The 23,315-nt window shown below is 72.4% G+C and carries 20 protein-coding genes; 17 read left to right on the top strand and 3 right to left on the bottom strand.

The window, feature by feature from the left end; all coding sequences use genetic code 11:
- The first annotated feature begins 4 nt into the window (after positions 1-4).
- The 10 genes from ACFO9I_RS01205 (at position 5) to ACFO9I_RS01160 (ending at position 13,526) form a co-directional block, all read left to right on the top strand.
- A complete protein-coding gene (locus tag ACFO9I_RS01205; RefSeq protein ID WP_379176993.1) occupies positions 5-1,669 on the top strand; it encodes a class I adenylate-forming enzyme family protein in 1,665 nt (554 codons plus the stop codon).
- A complete protein-coding gene (locus ACFO9I_RS01200) occupies positions 1,666-2,748 on the top strand; it encodes a phosphotransferase family protein (protein ID WP_379176991.1) in 1,083 nt (360 codons plus the stop codon). The genes ACFO9I_RS01205 and ACFO9I_RS01200 overlap by 4 nt, the downstream gene beginning before the upstream one ends.
- Positions 2,749-2,750: 2 nt before the next feature.
- On the top strand, positions 2,751-3,956 hold the full coding sequence (locus tag ACFO9I_RS01195; protein WP_379176989.1) for an acyl-CoA dehydrogenase family protein: 1,206 nt from the start codon (positions 2,751-2,753) through the stop codon (positions 3,954-3,956).
- A gap of 200 nt (positions 3,957-4,156) precedes the next feature.
- Positions 4,157-6,343 (top strand): malate synthase G, encoded by a 2,187-nt coding sequence (locus ACFO9I_RS01190; RefSeq protein ID WP_379176987.1) that lies wholly within the window; start codon positions 4,157-4,159, stop codon positions 6,341-6,343.
- Complete coding sequence (locus ACFO9I_RS01185; RefSeq protein WP_379176985.1) at positions 6,340-6,768, top strand: GlcG/HbpS family heme-binding protein; 429 nt, start codon at positions 6,340-6,342, stop codon at positions 6,766-6,768. The genes ACFO9I_RS01190 and ACFO9I_RS01185 overlap by 4 nt, the downstream gene beginning before the upstream one ends.
- Positions 6,769-6,782: 14 nt before the next feature.
- A complete protein-coding gene (locus ACFO9I_RS01180; protein ID WP_379176983.1) occupies positions 6,783-8,297 on the top strand; it encodes an FAD-linked oxidase C-terminal domain-containing protein in 1,515 nt (504 codons plus the stop codon).
- 16 nt (positions 8,298-8,313) lie between these two features.
- A complete protein-coding gene (locus ACFO9I_RS01175) occupies positions 8,314-9,561 on the top strand; it encodes an FAD-binding oxidoreductase (protein ID WP_379176981.1) in 1,248 nt (415 codons plus the stop codon).
- The gene (glcF, locus tag ACFO9I_RS01170; RefSeq protein WP_379176979.1) at positions 9,561-10,949 is read left to right on the top strand and encodes a glycolate oxidase subunit GlcF; all 1,389 of its coding nucleotides are present in this window, start codon (positions 9,561-9,563) and stop codon (positions 10,947-10,949) included. The genes ACFO9I_RS01175 and glcF overlap by 1 nt, the downstream gene beginning before the upstream one ends.
- 29 nt (positions 10,950-10,978) lie before the next feature.
- Positions 10,979-12,745, top strand: a complete 1,767-nt coding sequence (locus ACFO9I_RS01165; RefSeq protein ID WP_379176977.1) for an L-lactate permease — start codon at positions 10,979-10,981, stop codon at positions 12,743-12,745.
- 31 nt (positions 12,746-12,776) lie between these two features.
- Positions 12,777-13,526 carry an IclR family transcriptional regulator gene (locus tag ACFO9I_RS01160; RefSeq protein WP_379176975.1) on the top strand — a complete coding sequence of 250 codons (750 nt, stop codon included), beginning with the start codon at positions 12,777-12,779 and terminating at the stop codon, positions 13,524-13,526.
- 135 nt (positions 13,527-13,661) lie between these two features.
- On the opposite strand, the gene fahA is transcribed toward ACFO9I_RS01160, so the two are convergent.
- Both fahA and ACFO9I_RS01150 read right to left on the bottom strand, forming a co-directional pair.
- Complete coding sequence (fahA, locus tag ACFO9I_RS01155; protein WP_379176973.1) at positions 13,662-14,885, bottom strand: fumarylacetoacetase; 1,224 nt, start codon at positions 14,883-14,885, stop codon at positions 13,662-13,664.
- Entirely contained in the window at positions 14,882-15,769 is an 888-nt protein-coding gene (locus ACFO9I_RS01150) for a hypothetical protein (RefSeq protein WP_379176971.1), read from the bottom strand. Before ACFO9I_RS01150 ends, fahA begins: the two co-directional genes overlap by 4 nt.
- Positions 15,770-15,836: 67 nt before the next feature.
- On the opposite strand from ACFO9I_RS01150, the gene ACFO9I_RS01145 reads away from it, so the two are divergent.
- The 6 genes from ACFO9I_RS01145 to ACFO9I_RS01120 all read left to right on the top strand — a co-directional run bounded on the left by ACFO9I_RS01145 (position 15,837) and on the right by ACFO9I_RS01120 (position 22,382).
- Positions 15,837-17,078 carry a homogentisate 1,2-dioxygenase gene (locus tag ACFO9I_RS01145; RefSeq protein WP_379176969.1) on the top strand — a complete coding sequence of 414 codons (1,242 nt, stop codon included), beginning with the start codon at positions 15,837-15,839 and terminating at the stop codon, positions 17,076-17,078.
- A gap of 34 nt (positions 17,079-17,112) precedes the next feature.
- Entirely contained in the window at positions 17,113-17,406 is a 294-nt protein-coding gene (locus ACFO9I_RS01140; RefSeq protein ID WP_379176967.1) for a DUF1905 domain-containing protein, read from the top strand.
- A 97-nt stretch (positions 17,407-17,503) separates the two neighbouring features.
- Positions 17,504-19,888 (top strand): FdhF/YdeP family oxidoreductase, encoded by a 2,385-nt coding sequence (locus ACFO9I_RS01135; RefSeq protein ID WP_379176965.1) that lies wholly within the window; start codon positions 17,504-17,506, stop codon positions 19,886-19,888.
- A gap of 23 nt (positions 19,889-19,911) precedes the next feature.
- The gene (locus tag ACFO9I_RS01130; RefSeq protein WP_379176963.1) at positions 19,912-20,907 is read left to right on the top strand and encodes a pirin family protein; all 996 of its coding nucleotides are present in this window, start codon (positions 19,912-19,914) and stop codon (positions 20,905-20,907) included.
- 64 nt (positions 20,908-20,971) lie between these two features.
- Positions 20,972-21,700, top strand: coding sequence for a flavodoxin family protein (locus ACFO9I_RS01125; protein ID WP_379176961.1), 729 nt, complete (start codon positions 20,972-20,974; stop codon positions 21,698-21,700).
- 100 nt (positions 21,701-21,800) lie between these two features.
- Positions 21,801-22,382: a DNA-3-methyladenine glycosylase I gene (locus ACFO9I_RS01120; protein ID WP_379176959.1), complete on the top strand. Its 582-nt coding sequence runs from the start codon at positions 21,801-21,803 to the stop codon at positions 22,380-22,382.
- 3 nt (positions 22,383-22,385) lie between these two features.
- Here ACFO9I_RS01120 and ACFO9I_RS01115 read toward each other — a convergent pair whose 3' ends face one another.
- Positions 22,386-22,835 carry a MarR family winged helix-turn-helix transcriptional regulator gene (locus ACFO9I_RS01115; RefSeq protein ID WP_379176957.1) on the bottom strand — a complete coding sequence of 150 codons (450 nt, stop codon included), beginning with the start codon at positions 22,833-22,835 and terminating at the stop codon, positions 22,386-22,388.
- Between the two features lie 78 nt (positions 22,836-22,913).
- Here ACFO9I_RS01115 and ACFO9I_RS01110 point away from each other — a divergent pair, with 78 nt between their 5' ends.
- Positions 22,914-23,261: a hypothetical protein gene (locus ACFO9I_RS01110; protein ID WP_379176955.1), complete on the top strand. Its 348-nt coding sequence runs from the start codon at positions 22,914-22,916 to the stop codon at positions 23,259-23,261.
- Positions 23,262-23,315 lie beyond the last annotated feature (54 nt).

Below are 23,315 nucleotides of genomic sequence, written 5' to 3'. Positions count from 1 at the left end.
CGCCGTGACGACGTACACCGAGAGGCCCTGGCTGTCGCTCTACCGCGACGGCACCCCCGGAGACATCGTGCAGGAGCACGACACGATGCTCGACCTGTTCCGGGCCACCGTGTCCCGGGCGCCCGACGCGGTCGCGATCCGCTACTTCGACGGCGTCCTCACGTTCGCCGACCTCGACGCCCGCTCGGACTCCCTGGCGGTGGCGCTCGCCGACCACGGCTTCGCCGCCGGCGACCGGCTCGCGGTCTACACCCAGAACAACCCGGCGTTCGTCGTCGGCCTCCTGGGTGCCTGGAAGGCCGGCGGTGCCGCGGTGGCGATCAACCCGATGAACAAGGCCCGCGAGCTGACCTACCTGCTCGCGGACTCGGGCGCGACGGCGCTGCTGTGCCTCGAGGAGCTCTACACCGCGGTGGCCCGCGACGTCATCGCCGCCGGGGAGGTGCGGGTGCGGACCGTGCTCACCTGCTCCCCGCTCGACGGTCAGGCCCGCGACGACGAGCGGCTCTTCTCCGGCGCCCGGCGGCAGACCCCGGAGGGGGCGATCGACCTCGAGCAGGTCTTCGCGGAGAACGCCGGCCGCCGGCCCGAGCCGGTCTCTCCGAAGGGTGAGGACGTCGCGATCCTGACCTACACGTCCGGCACCACCGGCGTGCCCAAGGGGGCGATGAACACCCACGCGAACATGGCCTTCAACGCCCAGACCTACCGCGACTGGATGGGCCTCGGCCCGGACGACGCCGTGCTGGGCGTCGCGCCGCTGTTCCACATCACCGGGCTGGTCGGCCACGTCGGCATCGCGCTGCTGGCCGGGTGCCCGCTGGTGCTGGCGCACCGGTTCGAGCCGCACGTCGTGATGGACGCGATCCGCGAGCACCGCCCGACGTTCACCGTCGGCTCGATCACCGTCTTCATCAGCCTGTCCGGCCTCGAGGGGGTGACGAAGGACGACTGGTCGTCGTTCCGGATGCTCTACTCGGGCGGCGCCCCGATCGCCCCGGCGGTCACCGACCAGTTCCAGGAGAAGACCGGTCTCTACATCCACAACATCTACGGCCTGACCGAGACCAACAGCCCCTCGCACGCCGTGCCGCTCGGGGTGAAGGCGCCCGTGGACCCGAGCTCCGGTGCCCTGTCCGTCGGCGTCCCCGTCTTCAACACCGTGGTGCGGATCCTCGACGAGGACGGCAAGGAGGCGCCGGTCGGCGAGGTCGGCGAGATCGTCACCGCCGGACCGCAGGTGGTGCCGGGCTACTGGCAGAAGCCCGAGGCGACCGAGCAGTCACTGCCCGGTGGCGAGCTGCGCACCGGCGACGTCGGGTTCATGGACGAGCACGGCTGGTTCTACCTGGTCGACCGGAAGAAGGACATGATCAACGCCGCCGGCTACAAGGTGTGGCCGCGCGAGGTGGAGGACGTGCTGTACGGCCACCCCGCGGTGCGCGAGGTCGCGGTGGTCGGCGTCCCCGACGAGTACCGCGGCGAGAGCGTCAAGGCGTACGTCTCGCTCAAGCCCGGTGTCGCCGCGACCGAGCAGGAGCTGATCGACTTCGCCAGGGAGCAGATGGCCGCCTACAAGTACCCCCGCTCGGTGGAGTTCCTCGACGAGCTGCCGAAGACCACCACGGGCAAGATCCTCCGTCGCGAGCTGCGCGCGACGACTGCGTGAGCGCCGCGGACCCGGGGGTCACCTCCGGGCCGGGTGCCCCCGGAGCGGCAGCGTGGGCGGACCTCGTCCGGCTCGACCGGCTGGGGCCGGCCCTCGCCGAGGCGCTCGGCGACGAGGGCTGGCGGGCGCCGTCGGCCGCCCTCGTCAGCGGTGGCAAGTCCAACCTGACCTTCGAGGTCTCGAGCCCGGCCGGCGTGGTGATCCTGCGCCGGCCGCCGTCGGGCGAGCTGCTGCCCAGCGCCCACGACATGGGGCGTGAGGCCCGGGCCCAGCGGGCCCTGCGCGGCACCGCGGTGCCGGTCGCGGAGGTCCTCCTCGAGGACCCGACCGGGGAGCTGATCGGTGCGCCGTTCTACGTGATGGAGAAGGTCGAGGGCCACGTCGTCCGCGCCTCGCTGCCGGCGGGGTACGCCGCCTCGGCGGCCGACAAGGTGGCCATGGCCGACGCCCTGGTCGACACCCTGGTCGCCCTGCACGCGGTCGACCCGGCCTCGGCCGGGTTGGCGGACCACGGGCGGCCGACGGGCTTCCTCGAGCGCCAGGTCCGGCGGTGGAACGGCCAGTGGGAGAAGTCGCGCACCCGCGACGTACCGGCCGTCGACGAGCTCGGGCGCCGGTTGGCGGCAGCCCTGCCGACGAGCCAGGGGGCCGCGATCGTGCACGGCGACTACCGGCTGGACAACTGCCTGATGCACCCGACCGACCCCGGACGGGTGGCGGCCGTCCTGGACTGGGAGCTCTCGACGCTCGGGGATCCGCTCACCGACGTGGGCCTGCTGCTGTTCTACTGGCGGGAGCCGGGAGAGGCCGAGCCGGCCCTGACGCCGGCGGTGACCGGGACGCCGGGGTTCCCGGGCCGGGCCCACCTCGCGGAGCGGTACGTTGCCGCCACCGGCGCGGACCTCGGGGACCTCGCGTTCTACGAGGCCTTCGCCCACTACAAGTTCGCCGTCATCGCCCAGGGCATCGCCGCCCGGGCGGCGGCCGGCGTGATGGCAGGCCAGGAGTTCGGCGACCTCGACAGCGAGGTCGCGCGGATCGCCGAGGACGGCCTGCACCGACTCGCTCAGGAAGGCTGACCATGGACTTCGCACTCTCTCCCCGGGCCGAGGAGACCTGCGCCCGGATGTGGGACTTCATGCGCGAGGAGGTGTTCCCCGCCGAGCGGTCGTACGCCGCGCACATCGCCGAGCACGGGGACCACGCCTACCCGCCGGTGATGGAGGAGCTCAAGGCCTCTGCCCGCGAGCGCGGGCTGTGGAACCTCTTCCTCCCGCACGTCTCCGGGATGAGCAACCTGGAGTACGCCGCGGTCGCGGAGGTCTCCGGCTGGTCGCCGGTGATCGCGCCCGAGGCGATCAACTGCCAGGCGCCCGACAGCGGGAACATGGAGACCCTGGACCTGTTCGGGACGGACGAGCAGAAGAAGCGATGGCTCGAGCCGCTGCTGGCGGGGGAGGTGCGTTCGGCGTTCGCGATGACCGAGCCCGACGTGGCCTCCTCCGACGCCACGAACATCACCACGATGATCGCCCGCGACGGCGACGACTACGTCATCAACGGCCGCAAGTGGTGGATCAGCGGAGTCGCCGACGAGCGCTGCGAGATCTTCATCGTGATGGGCAAGACCGATCCCGAGGCCGCCACGCACCGGCAGCAGTCGATGATCCTCGTCCCGCGCGACACCCCCGGCCTCTCGATCGAGCGGCACCTGCCGATCTTCGGCTACCAGGACCAGCACGGCCACTCCGAGCTGGTCTTCCGCGACGTGCGGGTGCCGGCGGCGAACCTGCTCGCCGGTGAGGGCGACGGCTTCATGATCGCGCAGGCGCGGCTCGGTCCCGGCCGCATCCACCACGCGATGCGGGCGATCGGCATGGCCGAGCGGGCCCTGGCCCTGATGGTCGACCGGGCCAGGTCCCGGGTGGCCTTCGGCAAGCACCTCGCCGAGCAGGGCGTCGTGCAGGACCTGATCGCGCGCTCGCGCATCGAGATCGACCAGGCCCGGCTGCTGGTCTACAAGACGGCCTGGCTCATCGACACCGTCGGCGCGAAGGGCGCCCGCACCGAGATCGCCGCGATCAAGGTGGCCGCACCCGCGATGGCGACCGCGGTCATCGACCGCGCGATCGAGGTCTTCGGTGCGGCCGGCGTCAGCGACGACACCCCGCTGGCCTACTTCTACGCCTGGGCACGGGTGCTGCGCATCGTCGACGGCCCCGACGCCGTGCACCGACGCTCCATCGCCCGCGAGGAGCTGGGCCGGGAGCGCCCCTTCGTCGGCTGACCACCCGGGACCCACGCCGAGTCGGCGTTGCCTGACGCCTGCCCGGGCGTCAAGCAACGCCGACTCGGCATTTGTGGTCGGGGCGCATGAAGAAGCGTGACTGCGGTCACGTACAGACGTTGTCAGACCAGGCAGTTCGACCTAAGGTTCCGACAAGCGAAATATTCATTCCACGATGCGGAACAAGTGGAGGCTCGGAGATGGCACGACGCGTACAGGTCGGTGGGCTCGAGGTCGCAGAGGTGCTGCACCGCTTCGTCGCCGAGGAGGCGCTGCCGGGCTCCGGCGTGGACCCGGACGCGTTCTGGGCGGGCCTGGACGCGATCGTCCACGACCTCGCGCCGCGCAACCGCGAGCTGCTCGCCCGGCGCGAGGAGCTGCAGGCCCGGATCGACGACTGGCACCGCGAGCACCCGGGCGCCCCCGACGCGCAGGCCTACACCGCGTTCCTGCGGGAGATCGGCTACCTCCTCGACGAGCCCGCCGAGGTCAGCGTGACCACGGAGGGCGTCGACGACGAGGTGGCGCGCATCGCCGGTCCCCAGCTCGTGGTGCCGCTGCTCAACGCGCGCTTCGCGACCAACGCCGTGAACGCCCGGTGGGGCTCGCTCTACGACGCCCTCTACGGCACGGACGTGGTCCCGCAGGACGGCGACCTCGCCCCGGGGGACGGCTACAACAAGGTCCGGGGCGACGAGGTCATCCGGCGCGGTCGGGCATTCCTCGACGAGCACTTCCCGCTCAGCGCCGGCTCCCACGCCGACGCCGAGGCGTACGCCGTGGACGACGCGGGCGTGGCCGTCACGGTCAAGGGTGACGTGGTCCGGCTCGCCGACCCGGCCCAGCTGGTCGGGTTCCGTGGCGCCGCCGAGTCGCCCGAGGCGGTGCTGCTGGTCCACCACGGGCTGCACGTCGAGATCCAGGTCGACCGCGAGGACCCGATCGGGGCCACCGACGCCGCGGGCGTCAAGGACCTTCTCCTGGAGGCCGCGGTCTCCACGATCATGGACCTCGAGGACTCGGTGGCGGCCGTCGACGCCGACGACAAGGTGCTGGGCTACCGCAACTGGAAGCGGCTCATGGAGGGCACCCTCGCCGAGGAGGTCACCAAGAACGGCACGACGTTCACCCGGTCGATGAACCCCGACCGCACCTACGCCACGACCTCCGGCGACGAGGTCACGCTGCGCGGCCGCGCGTTGCTGTTCATCCGCCAGGTCGGCCACCTGATGACCACCGACGCGGTGCTCGACCGCGACGGCAACGAGGTGCCCGAGGGCATCCTCGACGCGGTCATGACCGCCCTCGGCAGCCTCCGGGACCTGCGCGGCGAGTCGGAGCTGGCCAACTCCCGCCACGGCTCGATGTACGTCGTGAAGCCCAAGATGCACGGCCCGGACGAGGTGGCGTTCGCCGTCGAGCTCTTCGGCCGGGTCGAGGAGCTGCTCGGCCTCCCGCGGCTGACCATCAAGGTCGGGATCATGGACGAGGAGCGGCGTACGACCCTCAACCTCAAGGCCTGCATCGCCGAGGCGCGAGAGCGGGTCGCCTTCATCAACACCGGGTTCCTGGACCGCACCGGCGACGAGATCCACACCTCCATGCAGGCGGGGCCGATGGTCCGCAAGAACGACATGAAGGGCGAGACCTGGATCAAGGCCTACGAGGACCTCAACGTCGACATCGGCCTCGAGTGCGGACTGCTCGGCCGGGCCCAGATCGGCAAGGGCATGTGGGCGGCGCCCGACAGCCTCGCCGCGATGTACGACACCAAGGTGGGCCACCCGCAGGCCGGCGCGAGCTGCGCGTGGGTGCCGTCGCCGACCGCCGCCACCGTGCACGCGCTGCACTACCACCAGGTCGACGTCCGGGCCCGCCAGGAGGAGCTGCGGCAGGGCGGCCGCCGCCGCGAGCGCGAGCAGCTGCTCCAGGTCCCGCTCGGCGACCCCGCCTCGTGGTCCGACGAGGACCGCCAGGCCGAGATCGACAACAACCTCCAGAGCCTGCTCGGGTACGTCGTCCGCTGGGTCGACGCCGGCGTGGGCTGCTCCAAGGTCCCCGACATCACCGGCGAGCCGCTGATGGAGGACCGCGCCACCTGCCGGATCTCCGCGCAGCACGTCGCCAACTGGATGCACCACGGCGTCGTGAGCGCCGACCAGGTCGACGAGACGCTGCGCCGGATGGCGAAGGTCGTCGACGAGCAGAACGCCGGCGACCCGGCGTACACGCCCATGGCGCCGGGCTTCGACGGCCAGGCGTTCGCCGCCGCCCGCGAGCTCGTGTTCGAGGGGCTCGCGCAACCGAGCGGCTACACCGAGCCGATCCTGCACCGCCGCCGTGCCCTGGAGAAGCAGGCCCTGGAGAAGAAGGAGACCACCGCGTGAGCCTGGACCTGGAGACCGCCCGGCGGATCATCGCCGGCGCCCGTGCGCACGCGAGCGGGGCCGGCTTCAAGCCGCTGACCGTGGTCGTGCTCGACGACGGCGGCCACGTGGTGGCCGTGGAGCGCGAGGACGGGTCCTCGATGAAGCGCTTCGAGATCGGCTTCGGCAAGGCGCACGGCGCGCTCTCGCTCGGCATGGGCTCCCGCTCGATCATGGGCCGGGCCGAGCAGCAGCCCTACTTCATCGCCGCGGTCACCTCGGCGGTCGGTGGTGCGCTCGTGCCGGTGCCCGGCGGGGTGCTCGTCCGCGACGCCGACGGCACGCTCCTCGGGGCGGTCGGCGTCACCGGGGACACCTCGGACAACGACGAGGCCGCGGCGGTCGCGGGCATCGAGGGCGCCGGACTCACCGCCCAGGTCGACTGAGGGAGGAACGGCCGATGACGGGGACGGCAGCGAGCACGGGCACGGGAACGACGCGCGGTGCGGACGCCGCGTCCGGCATCGCGGCGGTCGCCCGCCGGGCGGCCGAGCTGCTGCCCGGGGCCGGGGTGATCACCGACCGGGCCCGGCTGCGGACCTACGAGTGCGACGGGCTCGCCCACTACCGGGTCACGCCGGCCCTCGTGGTGATCCCCGAGACCGCCGAGCAGCTCGCCGCGATCGTCGCGGCCTGCGCCGAGCACCGGATCCCCTTCGTGGCCCGCGGGGCCGGCACCGGCCTGTCGGGTGGGGCGCTCCCGCACGCGGACGGCGTCCTCGTGGTGACCTCCCGGATGCGCGCCATCCGCGAGGTGCGGCGCGAGGACCAGCGGGCCGTGGTCGAGCCGGGCGTGATCAACCTCGACGTCACCCGGGCCGCCACCCCGCTCGGTTACTACTACGCGCCCGACCCCTCCAGCCAGCAGATCTGCTCGGTCGGCGGCAACCTCGCGGAGAACTCCGGAGGCGCGCACTGCCTGAAGTACGGCTTCACCACCAACCACGTCGTGGCCGCCGAGCTCGTCACCCCCGACGGCGACCTCGTGCAGCTGGGCAGCGCGGCCCCGGACAGCCCCGGCTACGACCTGCTCGGCGCGGTGGTCGGCTCCGAGGGGACGCTCGGTGTCGCGACCTCGATCACGGTGCGCCTGACCCGGCTCCCCGAGGAGGTGCGCACGATCCTGGTCGGCTTCGAGTCCACCGACCAGGCCGGCGCCGCGACCTCGGCGATCATCGCCGCCGGCGTCGTGCCGGCCGCCATCGAGATGATGGACGCCCTGGCCATCGAGGCCGCCGAGGCCGCCGTCCAGTGCAACTACCCCGCCGGCGCCGGAGCGGTCCTGGTGATCGAGCTCGACGGGGCGGCCGACGACGTCGAGCAGGAGTACGCCGCGGTCGAGCGGCTCTGCGCCGAGAACGGCGCCTTCGAGCAGCGGCTGGCCACCGACCCCGCCGACCGGGCCCTGATCTGGAAGGGCCGCAAGTCGGCGTTCGCCGCGGTCGGCCGGATCAGCCCGGACTACATCGTCCAGGACGGGGTCATCCCGCGCACCGCCCTGCCCGAGGTGCTGCGCGCGATCGCTGAGGTCTCCGCCTCCTCCGGCGTCCGTGTCGCCAACGTCTTCCACGCCGGCGACGGCAACCTCCACCCGCTGGTGCTCTTCGACGACGCCGTCGAGGGGGCCGGCGACGCGGCCGAGCAGGTCAGCGGGGCGATCCTCGACCTGTGCATCGGGCACGGTGGCTCGATCACCGGCGAGCACGGCGTCGGCGTCGACAAGGCGGCGTACATGCCGAAGATGTTCACCGAGGAGGACCTCGACACCATGCAGCTGGTGCGCTGCGCGTTCGACCCGCACGGCATCTCCAACCCCGGCAAGGTCTTCCCGACCCCGCGGCTGTGCGGCGAGGTTCCCGGCCGGCACAAGGCCCCGCACCCGCTGCGGCAGGCCGGCGTGGCGGAGGTCTTCTGATGAGGGAGGTCTTCTGATGACCACCGCGACGGACGTGCTGCAGACGGCCTGCGCCGAGGTGCGCGAGCCCGGCCCGGAGGACCTCGTCGACGGCGTCGCCCCCGGCGTGGTCGCCCGGCCCACCTCGACCGACGAGGTCGCGGAGGTGATGCGGGTGGCCGCCGAGCACCGGCTGACGGTGGTGCCGCGCGGCCGCGGCACCAAGCTCACCTGGGGTCTCCCGCCGACCAGCGCCGACGTGCTGCTCGACCTCGGCGCGATGGACCGCGTGCTCGACCATGCCGCCGGCGACCTGATCGTGCAGACCCAGGCCGGCGCCACCCTCGACGCCGTGCAGTCGGTCGTCGGGCAGGCGCGACAGCGGGTCACCATCGACGCGACCGTTCCGGGCGGCACCGTCGGCGGCACCCTCGCGACCAACACCAGCGGGCCGCGCCGGATGGTCGGCGGCACCATGCGCGACCTGCTCATCGGCCTGACCGTGGTGCGCGCCGACGGCGTGGTCGCCAAGGCGGGCGGCCGGGTCGTGAAGAACGTCGCCGGCTACGACCTCGGCAAGCTCATGGTCGGCTCGTACGGCACGCTCGCCGTCGTCACCGAGGCCCTGTTCCGGCTGCACCCCGAGCCCGAGGCGCAGCGCTGGATCAGCGTCCCCGTCACCTCGCCCGCCCAGGCGCAGCGGCTGGCCCAGGACGCGGTGCACTCGCAGGTCGTCCCTGCAGCGGTCGAGGTCGGCTGGGCCCCCACCGGCAGCGGCGTGCTCACGGTGCTGCTCGAGGGTCGCGAGCACGGCGTCGAGGGCCGGGCCGCCACCGTGCGCGGGCTGCTCGGCGACGAGTCGAGCGAGACCGACCAGGCTCCCGCCGGCTGGGCGGCGTACCCCTGGGAGCACGCCGCGACCGGTGAGGAGCGCGCCACTGCGCTGAAGCTGACGTTCCTGCTGTCCGGGCTGGCCGACGTGCTCGCCGCCGCGGACGACACCGGCGTCCCCGTCGCGGTGAGCGGCTCCGCCGGCACCGGCGTGGTGTACGCCGCGGTCCCGGCCGGGGTTCCCGTCGACGACGCGGCCCGGGTGCTGGCCCGGCTCCGGGACGTGTGCGGACGCCACGGCGGCAGCGCCGTGGTGCTCGACGCCGCCGCGTCGGTGAAGTCCGGCCTCGACTGCTGGGGCCCGGTCCCCGCGATCGACCTGATGCGCCGCGTGAAGGACCAGTTCGACCCCGACCACCGGCTCGCGCCGGGCCGATTCGTGGGAGGAATCTGATGACTGTCGAGTCTGACACCGGCGGGGCCCTCGGCGAGACGGGGTCGATCGTCGACCTCGGGATGCCGGCACCCGGCGGCGCTTTCGACGAGCACCACCCGCCGGACGCCGCGCTCATCGGTGACTGCGTCCACTGCGGCTTCTGCCTGCCCACCTGCCCGACCTACGTCCTGTGGGGAGAGGAGATGGACTCGCCGCGGGGCCGGATCTACCTGATGAAGGAAGGCCTGGAGGGCGAGCCGATGAGCGACGCGATGGTGTCGCACTGGGACGCCTGCCTGGGCTGCATGTCGTGCGTGACCGCGTGCCCGTCCGGCGTGCAGTACGACACCCTCATCGAGCAGACGCGAGCCCAGGTCGAGCGGAACCACCAGCGGTCGGCGTCCGAGCGGGCCCTGCGCGCCCTGATCTTCGCGATCTTCCCGCACCCGCGACGGCTGCGCCTGCTGCGCGGTCCCCTGCGTGGGCTGCAGCGCACCGGGCTGGACCGCGCCCTGCGGCGCACCGGCCTGCTCGAGCGGATGGCACCGCACCTGGCGGCCATGGAGAGCCTCGCGCCCCGGCTGGGCAAGCCGCAGCCACTGCCCGGGCGGATCTCGGCGACGGGGGAGCGGCGGGCCGTGGTCGGCCTGCTCACCGGCTGCGTGCAGGGCGCGTTCTTCCCCGGCGTCAACGCTGCCACCGCACGGGTGCTGCAGGCCGAGGGCTGCGACGTCGTGGTGCCGTCCGGCCAGGGCTGCTGCGGTGCCCTCTCGGTCCACAACGGCCGCGAGGAGGAGGCCCAGCGCTACGCCCGCGGGATCGTGGACGCCTTCGAGGCGGCCGGCGTCGAGCGGGTCGTCGTCAACGCCGCCGGCTGCGGCTCCACGATGAAGGACTACGCGCGGCTGCTGGCCGACGACCCGGCGTACGCCGCCCGGGCGCGGGCGTTCGCCGAGAAGGTCAGGGACGTCTCGGAGGTCCTCGACGAGCTCGGACCCGTCGCCCCGCGGCACCCCCTCGAGGTGACCGTGGCCTACCACGACGCGTGCCACCTCGCCCACGCCCAGGGCGTGCGCGCCCAGCCGCGCAGCCTGCTGCGCGGGATCCCGGGCCTGGAGCTGCGCGAGATCGCCGAGCCCGAGCTGTGCTGCGGATCGGCGGGGATCTACAACATCCTCAACCCCGAGCCGGCCCGCGAGCTCGGCGACCGCAAGGCCGCGAACATCGTCGCGACCGGCGCCGAGCTGCTGGTCACCGCCAACCCCGGGTGCCTGATGCAGGTGTCCTCGGCCATCGACAGGTCGGGCCACCCGATGGGGATGGCCCACACGATCGAGGTCCTCGACGCCTCCCTGCGCGGCGCGCCCGCCTCCAGCCTCCGTGAGGGGACCCGCCCCTCCGCCTGACCCACCACCCACCTTTCGGGAGACCCGTCATGTTCCAGCAAGATCCGCGAGCCGTCGCCGACTCGCTCACCCTGAGCGCCCTGTGCGCGATGATCCCGCTCGCCGTGCTGTTCCTCCTGCTGGGCGGCCTCAAGGTGCGCGCCTGGATCTCGGGCCTGGTGTCGCTGCTGGTGGCCCTGGTGGTCGCGGTCGTGCTGTTCGGGATGCCCGCCGGACAGGCGGTCAGCGCCGCGATCGACGGCGGACTGTTCGGCTTCTTCCCGATCCTGTGGATCGTCATCAACGCCGTCTGGATCTACAACCTGACGGTCGCGTCCGGGCACTTCGACGTGCTGCGGCACTCCTTCGAGAAGGTGAGTCCCGACCAGCGGATCCAGGCCATCATCATCGCCTTCTGCTTCGGTGCGCTCCTCGAGGCACTGGCCGGCTTCGGCACCCCGGTCGCGATCTCCGTGGTGATGCTGATGTCGCTGGGCTTCCGGCCCGTCAAGGCCGCGACGGTCGCACTGGTCGCCAACACCGCGCCCGTCGCGTTCGGCGCCCTGGCCATCCCGATCGTCACCCTCGCCCCCATCGCGGCCGGCGTGAGCAACGACCCGCGGCTCTCCGACGCCAACGCGCTGGACACGCTCGGGTCGATGGTCGGCCGCCAGACGCCGATCCTGGCGCTGGTGGTGCCCCTGATCCTGGTGCTGATCGTCGACGGCAAGCGCGGCCTGCGCCAGACCTGGCTGCCGGCGCTGCTCGCCGGCGGGGTCTTCGCGGTCGCCCAGTTCGTGACCGCCAACTACATCTCCGTGCAGCTCACCGACATCGTGGCCTCGCTGCTCGCCGCCGGCGCCCTCGTGCTGCTGGTCCGGGTCTGGCAGCCGGTCGAGGTGCTCACCGCGGACCGGGCCGCGGCGGAGGAGGAGGACGTGGCGGCGACCCCCGCCGCGACCGGCTCCGGCCGTCGTGGTGGCACCGCCACGGCGGCGCGCGGCTCGGCCGGGTCGGGGACCACCGCCGGTGGCGCGACTGCGGCCGGCGGGGCGTCGCGGCCGTCGCCCGATGACCGCACCGAGGTGCTGCGCGCCTACGCGCCGTACCTCGTCATCATCGCGATCTTCTCGATCACCAACATCCCCGCGGTGGTGGACTTCCTGGCCAAGGAGCCGTGGACCTACGTCTTCGACTGGCCGGGGCTCGACATCGTCAACAGCGCCGGCGACCCGGTGCTCACGCAGTTCAAGCTCAACTGGCTGCCCGCGGCCGGCACGCTGCTGGTGATCGCCGGGCTGATCAGCATGGTGATCCTGAAGATCGACCCGACCCGCGGGCTGCGCACCTACCTGGCGACGTACGTCGAGCTGCGGCACGCGATCGTCACCGTGATGGCGGTGCTGGCCCTGGCCTACGTCATGAACCTCTCGGGGCAGACCGGCTCCCTGGGTGTCTGGCTGGCCGGCACCGGAGCGCTGTTCGCGATCATCTCCCCGGTGCTCGGCTGGATCGGCGTCGCCGTCACCGGCTCGGACACCTCGTCGAACTCGCTCTTCGGTGCGCTCCAGGTCCAGGCCGCCGCCAAGGCCGGTCTCGACCCGGTGCTGATGGCGGCCGCGAACTCCTCGGGCGGCGTGCTCGGCAAGATGGTCAGCCCGCAGAACCTCGCCATCGCCGCGGCGGCCGTCGGCATGTCCGGCCGCGAGGGGGAGATCTTCCGCAAGGTGATCGGCTGGAGCCTGGTCATGCTGCTGCTGATGTGCGTGATCGTCGGCCTGCAGGCGACGCCGGTGCTGGACTGGATGGTGCCCTAGGCTCGGCCTTCCCAGTCAGGAAGAGGGAGGCATGGCGGAGGAGGTCCGGGCCGCGTCGGTGCAGTCGGTCGACCGCGCCCTCGACCTCCTCGAGACCATGGCCGAGCAGGGCCGCCCGGTGGGCGTGGCAGACCTCGTCGAGCTGACCGGGCTGCCGCAGGGGACGGTGCACCGGCTGCTGCAGAGCCTGCAGCAGCGCGGGTACGCCCGCCGGGACGCCTCCCGCAAGTACTCCCTCGGCACGTCGGCCGTGCGGCTGGCCGACGCCGCCCAGCGGTCGCTCGCGCGCAGCGCCCGGCCCCACCTCGCCGAGCTGGTGACCGCCTCGGGGGAGACCGCCAACCTCGCGGTGCTGGAGGGGGACGACGTCGTGTACGTCGCCCAGGTGCCCTCGCCGCACACGCTGCGGATGTTCGCGGAGGTCGGCCGGCACGTGCCGCCGCACTCCACCGCGGTCGGCAAGGTGCTGCTCGCCGCCCTGCCGCGCGAGCGCGCGGTCGCCGTGCTCCGGCGCACCGGCCTCCCGGCGCGCACGCCGGAGACGATCACCGACCTCGACGACTTCCTCAGCGAGCTCGACCTGGTCACCGTGCAGGGCTGGGCCGCCGACGAGGAGGAGCAGGAGCTGGGTGTGCGCTGCCTGGCCGTGCCGGTCGGCGCCGCCGGCGCCACCGTGGCCGCGCTCTCGCTGTCCGGCCCGGCGGACCGGTTCGCGGGCTCCCGCACCCCCGGCCTGGTCGAGCTGATGCAGCAGGTGGCCCGCACCTTCGCCGACGGTTAGCAGGTCGAGTCGGCGCAGGCTCGTCGTGAAAACGGGTCGAGTCGGCGCGGGCTCGTCGTGAAAACGGGTCGAGTCGGCGCAGGCTCGTCGTGAAAACGGGTCGAGTCGGCGCAGGCTCGTCGCGAGAGCAGCGGGTCAGGGGCGAGCGGGCTCGATCCGGCCGGTGACCTCGCCGAGCGCGATGCGCCCGCCGCCCGTGCCGGGCGCGGTGTAGCGCAGCGTGACCTCGTCGCCGTCCTCGAGGAAGGTGCGACCGCCGTCCCAGAGGTCGGTGCCGAAGGGCTCCTTGCCGCCCCAGCTGAGCTCGAGGAAGGAGCCGCGCTGGCCGGGCTCCGCGCCGCTGACGGTCCCGGAGCCGTAGAGGTCCCCGGTGCGCAGCGACGCCCCGTTCACGGTCGTGTGCGCCAGCATCTGCGCCGGGGACCAGTACATCGTTCGGTACGGCGGCCGGCTGACGACCTGACCGTCGAGCACCACCTCGACGTCGATGTCCAGGCCACGGGCGGTGTCGGGGGAGAGGTAGTCGAGCGGCCGCGGGTCCTGGCCCGGGAGATCGACCCAGGCGGCGTCGAGGGCCTCGAGCGGCGTGACCCACTGGGAGATGGTCGTCGCGAAGGACTTGCCGAGGAACGGGCCGAGCGGGACGTACTCCCAGGCCTGGATGTCACGCGCCGACCAGTCGTTCAGGCCGACCACGCCGAACACGTGGTCGGCGAACGCGTCGACGGGGACGCGCTCGCCCAGGGGAGTACCGGTGCCGACCACGAACCCGAGCTCCGCCTCGATGTCGAGCCGCCGGCTCGGCCCGTAGCTCGGGGCCTCCTCGGTCGGCGCCTTGCGCTGGCCGCACGGACGTACGACGGGGGTGCCGGACGCGATGACGGTGCCGGAGCGGCCGTGGTAGCCGACCGGAAGGTGCTTCCAGTTGGGCAGCAGCGGCTCTTGGTCGGGCCGGAAGATCCGACCGACGTTCGAGGCGTGGTGCTCCGATGCGTAGAAGTCGACGTAGTCGGCGACCTCGACCGGCAGGTGCAGGGTCACCTCGGCGACGGGGAGGAGGTGCGGTGCGGTGCGCTCAAGGTGCACGTCGTTCCCGAGCACCTCGGCGATCCACCAGCGGGCGGTCCGCCACGCCTCGCGCCCCATCGCCATGAAGGCGTTCAGGGTGGGCGTGCGCCAGGCGGCGGCCAGTGCGGACGCGGGGTCGCCGATCTCCGCCACCGGCGCGAGGTCGAGCACGTGGTCGCCGATCCGGGTGCCCACCCGCGGCTGCTCGCCGGGCCGGGAGAACACGCCGTACGGCAGGTTGTCGACGTCGAAGAGGGAGCCGGCGGCGCCCTCGACCCAGGTGGTGGTCATCGGTTCCCTTCGGTGGAGATCAGGCCCAGGGTGAGCAGGTCGTCGAGCGGATCGCTGACCGAGCACGACCCGAAGGACGTGAACCAGCGGCGCGCGCCGGCCAGGTCGGCCGCGCGCGCGCCGGTCGCCAGCGCCGTGCCGTCGCGCTGCTCGAGCGTCTCGACGACCTCCGCGGTCGGGGCGCCGTCGAACGCCTTCCGGGTCGCGAGCAGCACGTTGACGAAGCCGTGGTGCTCGAAGCCGTCGTCACCGGTGTGCCGCACGGCGTTGTGCAGCCCGGCCGTGCACTTGAACGGCGTCTCGCGGTCGAGCGCGGCATCGATCCAGCCGGCGAGGGCGTCAGCGGTCGGGAAGAGGCGGGCGTCCAGCCCGCCGGTGCGGAACTTGAGGCGCAGCTCGGCGGCGGCGACCTCGTCGGCGGCGGCCAGCCACTGGTGGGTCGGCTCACCGGCCGGGAGCTCGACGAAGACCGGCACGTCGTCGGGCAGGTCGCCCGATGCGCGGGCCGCGTCGACCGCTGCGACCACGCGCCGGGCGTTCCCGGCGAGGTCGTCGAGGTCGCGGAGCGCGATCTCGAGCCCGGCCAGCTCGATGCCGAGCCGGCCGCAGAGCGCGGCGGGACCGGCCACCTGCCCTGCTCCGCCGGACACGACGACGGAGAGCCGGGCAGGTGTGCCGCGCAGCAGGGGGACATCGGTGTCGCGGACCACGAACGACCCGACGAGGTCCGCCCATGCTTCGGTGCGGCGCGCGACGTGCGCGGCTGCCGCGTCGTGGAGGGGGGCGTCGCCCGGCGGGAAGATCGCAGCATCGTCGACGAGTCCGGCCCATGCGGGACTCAGGGGAGCGGGATCCAGGGGAGCGGGTTCCACGGACGGCGGCACGCGGCTACTCTAACCACCAGACGCATAACGGACGACAGTGTCCGTTTATCGGACTCATGGAGCGGTCATGGCGCACTACCGGCAGGTCGGCGAGGTCCCCCCGAAGCGGCACACCCAGTTCCGCGACCCCGAGGGCCACCTCTACTACGAGGAGCTGATGGGGGAGGAGGGCTTCTCCAGCGACTCCTCGCTGCTCTACCACCGGGGCGTCCCGTCGGCGATCGTCGGCGCGGAGGCCTGGGAGCTGCCCGACCAGACCCGCACCCCCAACCACCCGCTCAAGCCGCGGCACCTCAAGCTCCACACCCTCTTCCCCGCACCCGGCGAGGGCGCCGGCGCGGACGCGGTCACCGGTCGCCGGCTGGTCCTCGGCAACAACGACGTCCGGATCCAGTACGTCGTCACCGGGACCGAGCCGTCGCCCTACTACCGCAACGCGATCGGCGACGAGTGCGTGTACGTCGAGTCCGGCAGCGGCACCGTCGAGACGGTCTTCGGGGTGCTGTCCTACCGGCAGGGCGACTACGTGCTGGTCCCGAGGGCCACCACGCACCGGTGGGTCCCGTCCGAGCCGAGCCGCCTCTACCCGATCGAGGCCAACAGTCACGTCGCGCCGCCCAAGCGCTATCTGTCCCGCTACGGGCAGCTGCTCGAGCACGCGCCGTACTGCGAGCGCGACCTGCACGGCCCGAGCGGCCCGTTCCTGGTCGAGGGCGAGGACGTCGACGTGCTGGTCAAGCACCGCAGCAGCGCCGGCATCGTGGGCACGCGCATGACGTACGCGACCCACCCCTTCGACGTGGTCGGCTGGGACGGCTGCCTCTACCCCTACACCTTCAACATCGACGACTACATGCCCATCACCGGCAAGATCCATCAGCCGCCGCCGGTGCACCAGGTCTTCGAGGGCCACAACTTCGTGATCTGCAACTTCCTGCCGCGCAAGGTGGACTACCACCCGCTGGCCGTGCCGGTGCCCTACTACCACTCGAACGTCGACAGCGACGAGGTCATGTTCTACGTCGGCGGCGACTACGAGGCGCGCAAGGGGTCGGGCATCAACATCGGCTCGATCTCCCTGCACCCGGGCGGCCACGCGCACGGCCCGCAGCCGGCGGCGATCGAGGCGTCGCTCGGAGCCGAGAGCTTCGACGAGTCGGCCGTCATGGTCGACACCTTCGCGCCGCTCGACCTGGGCGAGGCCGGGATCGCGGCGGAGGACTCGGCGTACGCCTGGACCTGGGCCGGGCGCGGACCCCAGGGACCGGCAGACGGCGGCGACGACCCGGCGGTGTTCACCAACTCCTGAGGACATGTCCGTGGGGGACGGCAGGATCGAGCCCATGGAGACGCTCGTGTTCGCGGCCGAGATCTGGCTCTCGGAGTCGGTCGGGTCGTGGGCGTTCGTGACCCTGCCCGCCGACGTGGGCGAGGAGGTGCGCCTGCGCTCCGGCCCGCCGACGGCCTTCGGCTCCGTGCGTGTCGAGGTCGGCGTCGGCCCGTCCACGTGGCGCACCTCGGTCTTCCCGGACAAGGCGCGCGGCTACGTGCTGCCGGTGAAGGCCGCGGTACGCCGTGCCCACGGGCTCGAGGTCGGCGACGACGTGGAGGTGTCCCTGCGCGTCCTCGGTGGGTGAGTGCCAGCCGGGTCCGCGTCCGCCCGGGGCACGCGTGTGCCCCGGTCGTGGACGGGGTACGTCTCACTGGGTTGACCACTGGGGACAGGATGGGCACATGAGTCGCAAGGCGCCGAGCAGGGACATCGACGAGCGGGACCTCGAGGTGGAGGGCTCGGCCCACGCCGCCGCGGGCGTCACGGCCGTCGCCGTGAGCATGAAACGTTCGATCGAGCAGATGGGTGCCCGGCGCACGGCGCAGACGCTGCTGAAGCTGAACCAGGTCGACGGCTTCGACTGCCAGGGCTGCGCCTGGCCCGACCCCGACCCGGAGCACCGGCACACCGCCGAGTTCTGCGAGAACGGTGCCAAGGCCGTCACGGAGGAGGCCACCCTGCGCCGGGTGGGTCCGGAGTTCTTCCGTGAGCACTCGCTGGCCGACCTCGAGGACAAGACCGACTACTGGCTGGGCCAGCAGGGCCGGATCACCGAGCCGATGGTGCTGCGCGAGGGCGGGACGCACTACGAGCCGATCTCCTGGGACGGCGCCTTCGAGCTGATCGGGCGTCACCTCAACGGCCTGTCGAGCCCCGACGAGGCGGTGTTCTACACCTCGGGCAAGACCTCCAACGAGGCCGCCTTCGCCTACCAGCTGTTCGCCCGCGCCTACGGCACCAACAACCTGCCGGACTGCTCCAACATGTGCCACGAGTCGACATCGGTGGGGCTCGCCGAGGTCATCGGCATCGGCAAGGCGTCGGTCACGTTCGACGACGTCCACGAGGCCGAGCTCATCGTCATCGCCGGCCAGAACCCCGGCACCAACCACCCGCGGATGCTCACCGCGCTCGAGGTCGCCAAGAAGAACGGCGCGAAGATCATCGCCGTGAACCCGCTGAAGGAAGCGGGGCTGGTCCGGTTCAAGAACCCCCAGAAGGTCCGGGGCGTCGCCGGCCCCGGCACCGGGATGGCCGACCTGCACCTCGCGGTGCGCATCAACGGCGACCTCGCGCTGTTCCAGGCCCTCTCGGCGCTGCTGCTCGAGGGCGGTCACCTCGACCGCGACTTCATCGACCAGCACACCTGGGGCTTCGAGGCCTGGGCCGAGCACCTGCGCAACCTCGACTGGGACCTGGTGCTGCGCTCCACCGGCCTGACCCGCGCCGAGATCGAGGAGGCCGCCGCGATGCTGGCCGCCTCGAAGAAGACCGTCATCTGCTGGGCGATGGGCATCACCCAGCACCGCAACGGGGTCGCCACCGTCAAGGAGATCTCGAACCTCGCGTTCCTGCAGGGCAACATCGGCAAGCCCGGCGCCGGCCTCTTCCCCGTGCGCGGGCACTCGAACGTCCAGGGTGACCGCACGATGGGCATCTGGGAGCGGCCCCCGGGCCACTTCCTCGACGCCCTGCGCGACGAGTTCGGCTTCGAGCCGCCCCGCGAGCACGGCTTCGACGCGGTCGCCGCGGTCAAGGCGTTCCGTGACGGGAAGGCCAAGGTCTTCTTCGGGATGGGCGGCAACTTCGTCTCCGCGATGTCCGACACCGCCGTGACCGAGGACGCGCTGCGCCGGGCCGACCTCACCGTGCACGTCTCGACCAAGCCGAACCGCTCCCACGTCGTCCACGGCCGGGAGGCGCTGATCCTCCCGGCCCTCGGCCGCAGCGAGAAGGACCTGACCGGCGGGCGACCGCAGCGGGTCACGGTCGAGGACTCCCTCTGCTCGGTCCACGCCTCCCAGGGGCCGCTCAAGCCGGCGTCGCCGCACCTGAGGTCCGAGGTCGACATCGTCTGCTCGATGGCGCTGGCCACCATCGGCGACCGCGCGGGCATCCCGTGGCGGGCCTTCCGCGACGACTACACCGAGATCCGGCGCCGGATCGCCAGGGTGGTCCCCGGCTGCGCGGGGTACGACGAGAAGGTCGACCACCCGGGCGGGTTCGTCCTGCCGCACCCGCCGCGCGACACCCGCACCTTCCCCACCGAGAAGGACAAGGCGATCTTCACCGTCAGCCCGACCGAGGTGCTGGAGGTCCCCGCGGGGCGGCTGCTGCTGCAGACCATGCGGTCGCACGACCAGTTCAACACCACGATCTACGGCCTCGACGACCGCTACCGCGGCATCAAGAACGGCCGCCGCGTGGTGTTCGTCAACCCCGACGACATCGTCGCGCTGGGCCTCGAGGAGGGCCAGATGGTCGACATCGTCAGCGAGTGGACGGACGGGGCGGAGCGCCTCGCCCCGAAGTTCCGGGTCGTCTCCTACGACACCCCGCGCGGCTGCACCGGCGCCTACTACCCGGAGACGAACGCACTGGTGCCGCTCGACTCCAAGGCCGAGGGCAGCAACCAGCCGGCGTTCAAGTCCGTGGTGGTGCGGCTCGTGCCGCACGACGCGGAGCGACCGGCGGTCGGGCGGGCCGACGTCGAGAGCGGCGACGGCGCGGACGGCGGTCGCGGCGACGAGCAGAAGCGGCACGTGGAGCCGCACCACCTGAGCTGACGCCACGGGGCAGACTGGGGTCCATGAGCAACCCGGAGCGCGACCCCGACGAGATCACCTGCACGGCCGCGCCGGCCGGTGGCGTGGAGATCATGACCCCGCGCGACGTCCCGCTCGGTGGCCCGCGGGCGATGCAGGTGCGACGCACCCTGCCGCAGCGGCACCGGTCGCTGATCGGTGCCTGGTGCTTCGTCGACCACTACGGCCCCGACGACGTCGCCGACACCGGTGGCATGCGCGTCGCACCGCACCCGCACACCGGGCTGCAGACCGTCAGCTGGCTGTTCACTGGCGAGATCGAGCACCGCGACAGCGCCGGCCACCACGCCATGGTGCGCCCCGGGGAGGTCAACCTGATGACCGCCGGCCGCGGGATCAGCCACTCCGAGGTCTCGACGGCCGGCACCCGCACCCTGCACGGGGCCCAGCTCTGGGTCGCGCTGCCCGACTCCGCCCGTCACGTCGACCCCGGCTTCGCCCACCACGCGCCCGACCCCGTCACCGGGCCCGGCTGGGAGGCGCGCGTGTTCCTCGGGACGCTGCTCGGGGACAGCTCGCCGGTGCCGACGTACACCCCCCTCCTCGGCGCCGAGATCCTGCTCGAGCCCGGCGCCACGCTCGGGCTCGACGTGGACCCGTCCTTCGAGCACGGCGTCCTCGTCGACACCGGCGTGGTCGCGGTGGCGGGCACCGAGACCAAGCAGCACGACCTCGCCCACGTGCCGCCCGGGGCCGACCGGCTCGAGCTCGCGGCGTACGACGCCCCCGCCCGGCTGCTGCTCCTCGGCGGCCCGCCGTTCGGGGAGTCGATCGTGATGTGGTGGAACTTCGTGGGCCGCAGCCACGAGGAGATCGCGGCGTTCCGGGCGGAGTGGCAGGAGCAGATCACCGCGGACGGAACGGTGGTCGGCGACTCCCAGGAGGTGGCCGACGGGCGCTTCGGCGTCGTCGTTGGCGACCACCTGCCGCCGATCCCCGCGCCGGTGCTGCCCAACGCACGGCTCAAGGAGCGGCGCTGAGGTCGCGCGGATGACCACGTTTCGGTGATGTGCCGCCGGCGCCCGGGGCGGAACAGTGGGGCCCATGACCCAGACGCCGGACATCTCCCTCGACTTCAGCGGCCTCAAGGCGACGTTCGTCAACTGCACCCTCAAGCGCAGTCCGGAGCGCAGCCACACGCAGGGGCTGGTGGACGCGAGCGCCGCGATCATGCGCAAGCACGGCGTGGAGGTCGACGAGCTGCGGTTCGTCGACCACGACGTGGCGACGGGGGTCTATCCCGACATGACCGAGCACGGCTGGGAGACCGACACCTGGCCGGAGCTCTACCCGGGGATCCTGGCCAGCGACATCCTGGTGGTCGCCGGGCCGATCTGGCTGGGTGACAACTCCAGCATGACCAAGAAGCTGATCGAGCGGCTGTACTCGCTGAGCGGGGAGCTCAACGACAAGGGGCAGTACCTCTTCTACGGGCGGGTCGCGGGCTGCCTGATCACCGGCAACGAGGACGGCATCAAGCACTGCGCGCAGAACGTCCTCTACAGCCTGCAGCACATCGGTTACACGATCCCGCCGAACGCCGACGCCGGCTGGATCGGCGAGGCCGGACCCGGACCGTCGTACCTCGACCCCGGCAGCGGTGGCCCGGACAACGACTTCACCAACCGCAACACGACCTTCATGACCTGGAACCTGCTGCACCTGGCCCGGATGCTGCGCGACGCCGGTGGTGTCCCCGGCTACGGAAACCAGCGCTCGGAGTGGAACGCCGGCAACCGCTTCGACTGGGAGAACCCGGAGTACCGCGCCTGAGTCCGCGGCAACGTCATGCGGATCGAGGGCCAGGGACCACCACCTGCCTGACGTTCCGCTGGGTCCCGGGCTGTCGGCACCGGGTGACAGGATGCCGCGCATGGGACCCGTGACCGGTGAGGACGGCATCGACCGCTGCCCGTGGGCGGGCGGCCCCGGCGTGATGCGCGACTACCACGACACCGAGTGGGGCAACCGCGTCCACGGCGAGGCGGCCTACCTCGAGCGGCTCACGCTCGAGGCGTTCCAGTCCGGGCTGTCGTGGTCGACCATCCTCAACAAGCGGGAGGCCTTCCGGGAGGTCTTCGCGGGCTTCGACGCGGACACCGTCGCGGCGTACGGGGACAGCGACGCCGCCCGGCTGATGGCGGACCCGCGGATCGTGCGCAACCGGCTCAAGATCGCGGCGGCGATCACCAACGCGCGGGCCACCGTGGCGCTGCGCGAGCAGGAGGGGCTCGAGGCGCTGGTGCTCTCGTTCCGGCCCGAGGAGCCGCCGGCGGTCGCGACCACCGAGGAGATGGTCACGACCTCGCCGGAGTCCAGGGCGCTCTCGAAGGAGCTCAAGAAGCGCGGCTTCGCGTTCGTCGGACCGACGACGATGTTCGCCCTCATGGAGGCGATCGGCGTGTTCGACCCGCACCTGCTCGGCTGCCACCGCCGGGGTGCCGCGTCCGCGTGACCGTCAGGAGGTGCGGGCCGCCGCGATGACCCGGGTCAGCATGCGGTGCAGCCGCTGCAGCTCGGTGACCTCGATGCCGAGGGCGTCGACGACCTGGCCGGGGATCTGCTCGGCGCGACGGCGCAGGTCGCGGCCCTGCTCGGTCAGGCGCACGGCGAGCGCGCGTTCGTCCCGCGGGTCGCGCTCGCGACGCACCAGCTCCGACTCCTCGAGTCGCTTGAGCAACGGGGACAGGGTCGCCGGCTCGAGCTGCAGCAGTCGGCTCAGCTCCCGGACCGACAGGGGTTCGTGCTCCCACAGGGCGAGCATGACGAGGTACTGCGGATGGGTGAGTCCCATCGGCTCCAGCAGCGGCCGGTAGACCGCCACCACGCTCCGGGCGGCCACGGACAGGGCGAAGCAGACCTGCTCCTCGAGGGCCAGGGGGTTCGCGGGTCGGGCAGCGGCCGTCACATTGGAGAGTATACAAATGATTAGTACACTCACCAATAGCCCCGCGAGGGGATCCCATCCAGCGTGGAGACGGCGTCCATGAGCCAGTCCGACCCCCGCCCGGCCCCGCCGCGGCGCAAGCACCTGATGGACCCGAACGCGCCGCGACCCCCGGCGCGCCAGTCCATGAGCATGACCAGCGTGCAGCGGTGGGTGATGTCGGTGCTGGCCGTGACCACCATCGGCCACTTCTCGGCCGGCCTGGTGATCGCGGCGGTCTTCCTGGACCGGGGCACCGCGTCCCAGGTCGGCCTGGACGTGATCGCCGCGGTGGTGGGGGTGCTCGGCGTCGCCGCCGGCTTCATGATCCACCAGAAGAAGCCGCTCACCCCGTGGCTGCTGGTGGGGCTGCTTCCTGCCGCGGTCGGGCTCTACGTCATCCTCTGACGCTCGATCCCGGGGACGTCATCCGGTCCGGTCTGACGACCGGAACGAACGACG

The organism is Nocardioides sp. GCM10023255, from assembly GCF_042653125.1.
In the GTDB taxonomy this organism is placed as follows: domain Bacteria; phylum Actinomycetota; class Actinomycetes; order Propionibacteriales; family Nocardioidaceae; genus Nocardioides.
The sequence above is the reverse complement of the archived record's forward strand: the minus strand, read 5'-3'. Positions and strand labels throughout refer to the sequence as shown.

Excerpts from the sequence above, each read along its gene's own strand:
- fahA (WP_379176973.1), bottom strand. The coding sequence starts at position 14,885 with ATGACCACCACCTGGGTCGAGGGCGCCGCCGGCTCCCTCTTCGACGTC.
- ACFO9I_RS01130 (WP_379176963.1), top strand. The coding sequence starts at position 19,912 with ATGAGCAACCCGGAGCGCGACCCCGACGAGATCACCTGCACGGCCGCG.
- ACFO9I_RS01180 (WP_379176983.1), top strand. The coding sequence starts at position 6,783 with ATGACGGGGACGGCAGCGAGCACGGGCACGGGAACGACGCGCGGTGCG.
- ACFO9I_RS01140 (WP_379176967.1), top strand. The coding sequence starts at position 17,113 with ATGGAGACGCTCGTGTTCGCGGCCGAGATCTGGCTCTCGGAGTCGGTC.
- ACFO9I_RS01165 (WP_379176977.1), top strand. The coding sequence starts at position 10,979 with ATGTTCCAGCAAGATCCGCGAGCCGTCGCCGACTCGCTCACCCTGAGC.
- ACFO9I_RS01110 (WP_379176955.1), top strand. The coding sequence starts at position 22,914 with ATGAGCCAGTCCGACCCCCGCCCGGCCCCGCCGCGGCGCAAGCACCTG.
- ACFO9I_RS01135 (WP_379176965.1), top strand. The coding sequence starts at position 17,504 with ATGAGTCGCAAGGCGCCGAGCAGGGACATCGACGAGCGGGACCTCGAG.
- ACFO9I_RS01175 (WP_379176981.1), top strand. The coding sequence starts at position 8,314 with ATGACCACCGCGACGGACGTGCTGCAGACGGCCTGCGCCGAGGTGCGC.
- ACFO9I_RS01125 (WP_379176961.1), top strand. The coding sequence starts at position 20,972 with ATGACCCAGACGCCGGACATCTCCCTCGACTTCAGCGGCCTCAAGGCG.
- ACFO9I_RS01190 (WP_379176987.1), top strand. The coding sequence starts at position 4,157 with ATGGCACGACGCGTACAGGTCGGTGGGCTCGAGGTCGCAGAGGTGCTG.
- ACFO9I_RS01195 (WP_379176989.1), top strand. The coding sequence starts at position 2,751 with ATGGACTTCGCACTCTCTCCCCGGGCCGAGGAGACCTGCGCCCGGATG.
- glcF (WP_379176979.1), top strand. The coding sequence starts at position 9,561 with ATGACTGTCGAGTCTGACACCGGCGGGGCCCTCGGCGAGACGGGGTCG.
- ACFO9I_RS01145 (WP_379176969.1), top strand. The coding sequence starts at position 15,837 with ATGGCGCACTACCGGCAGGTCGGCGAGGTCCCCCCGAAGCGGCACACC.
- ACFO9I_RS01120 (WP_379176959.1), top strand. The coding sequence starts at position 21,801 with ATGGGACCCGTGACCGGTGAGGACGGCATCGACCGCTGCCCGTGGGCG.
- ACFO9I_RS01160 (WP_379176975.1), top strand. The coding sequence starts at position 12,777 with ATGGCGGAGGAGGTCCGGGCCGCGTCGGTGCAGTCGGTCGACCGCGCC.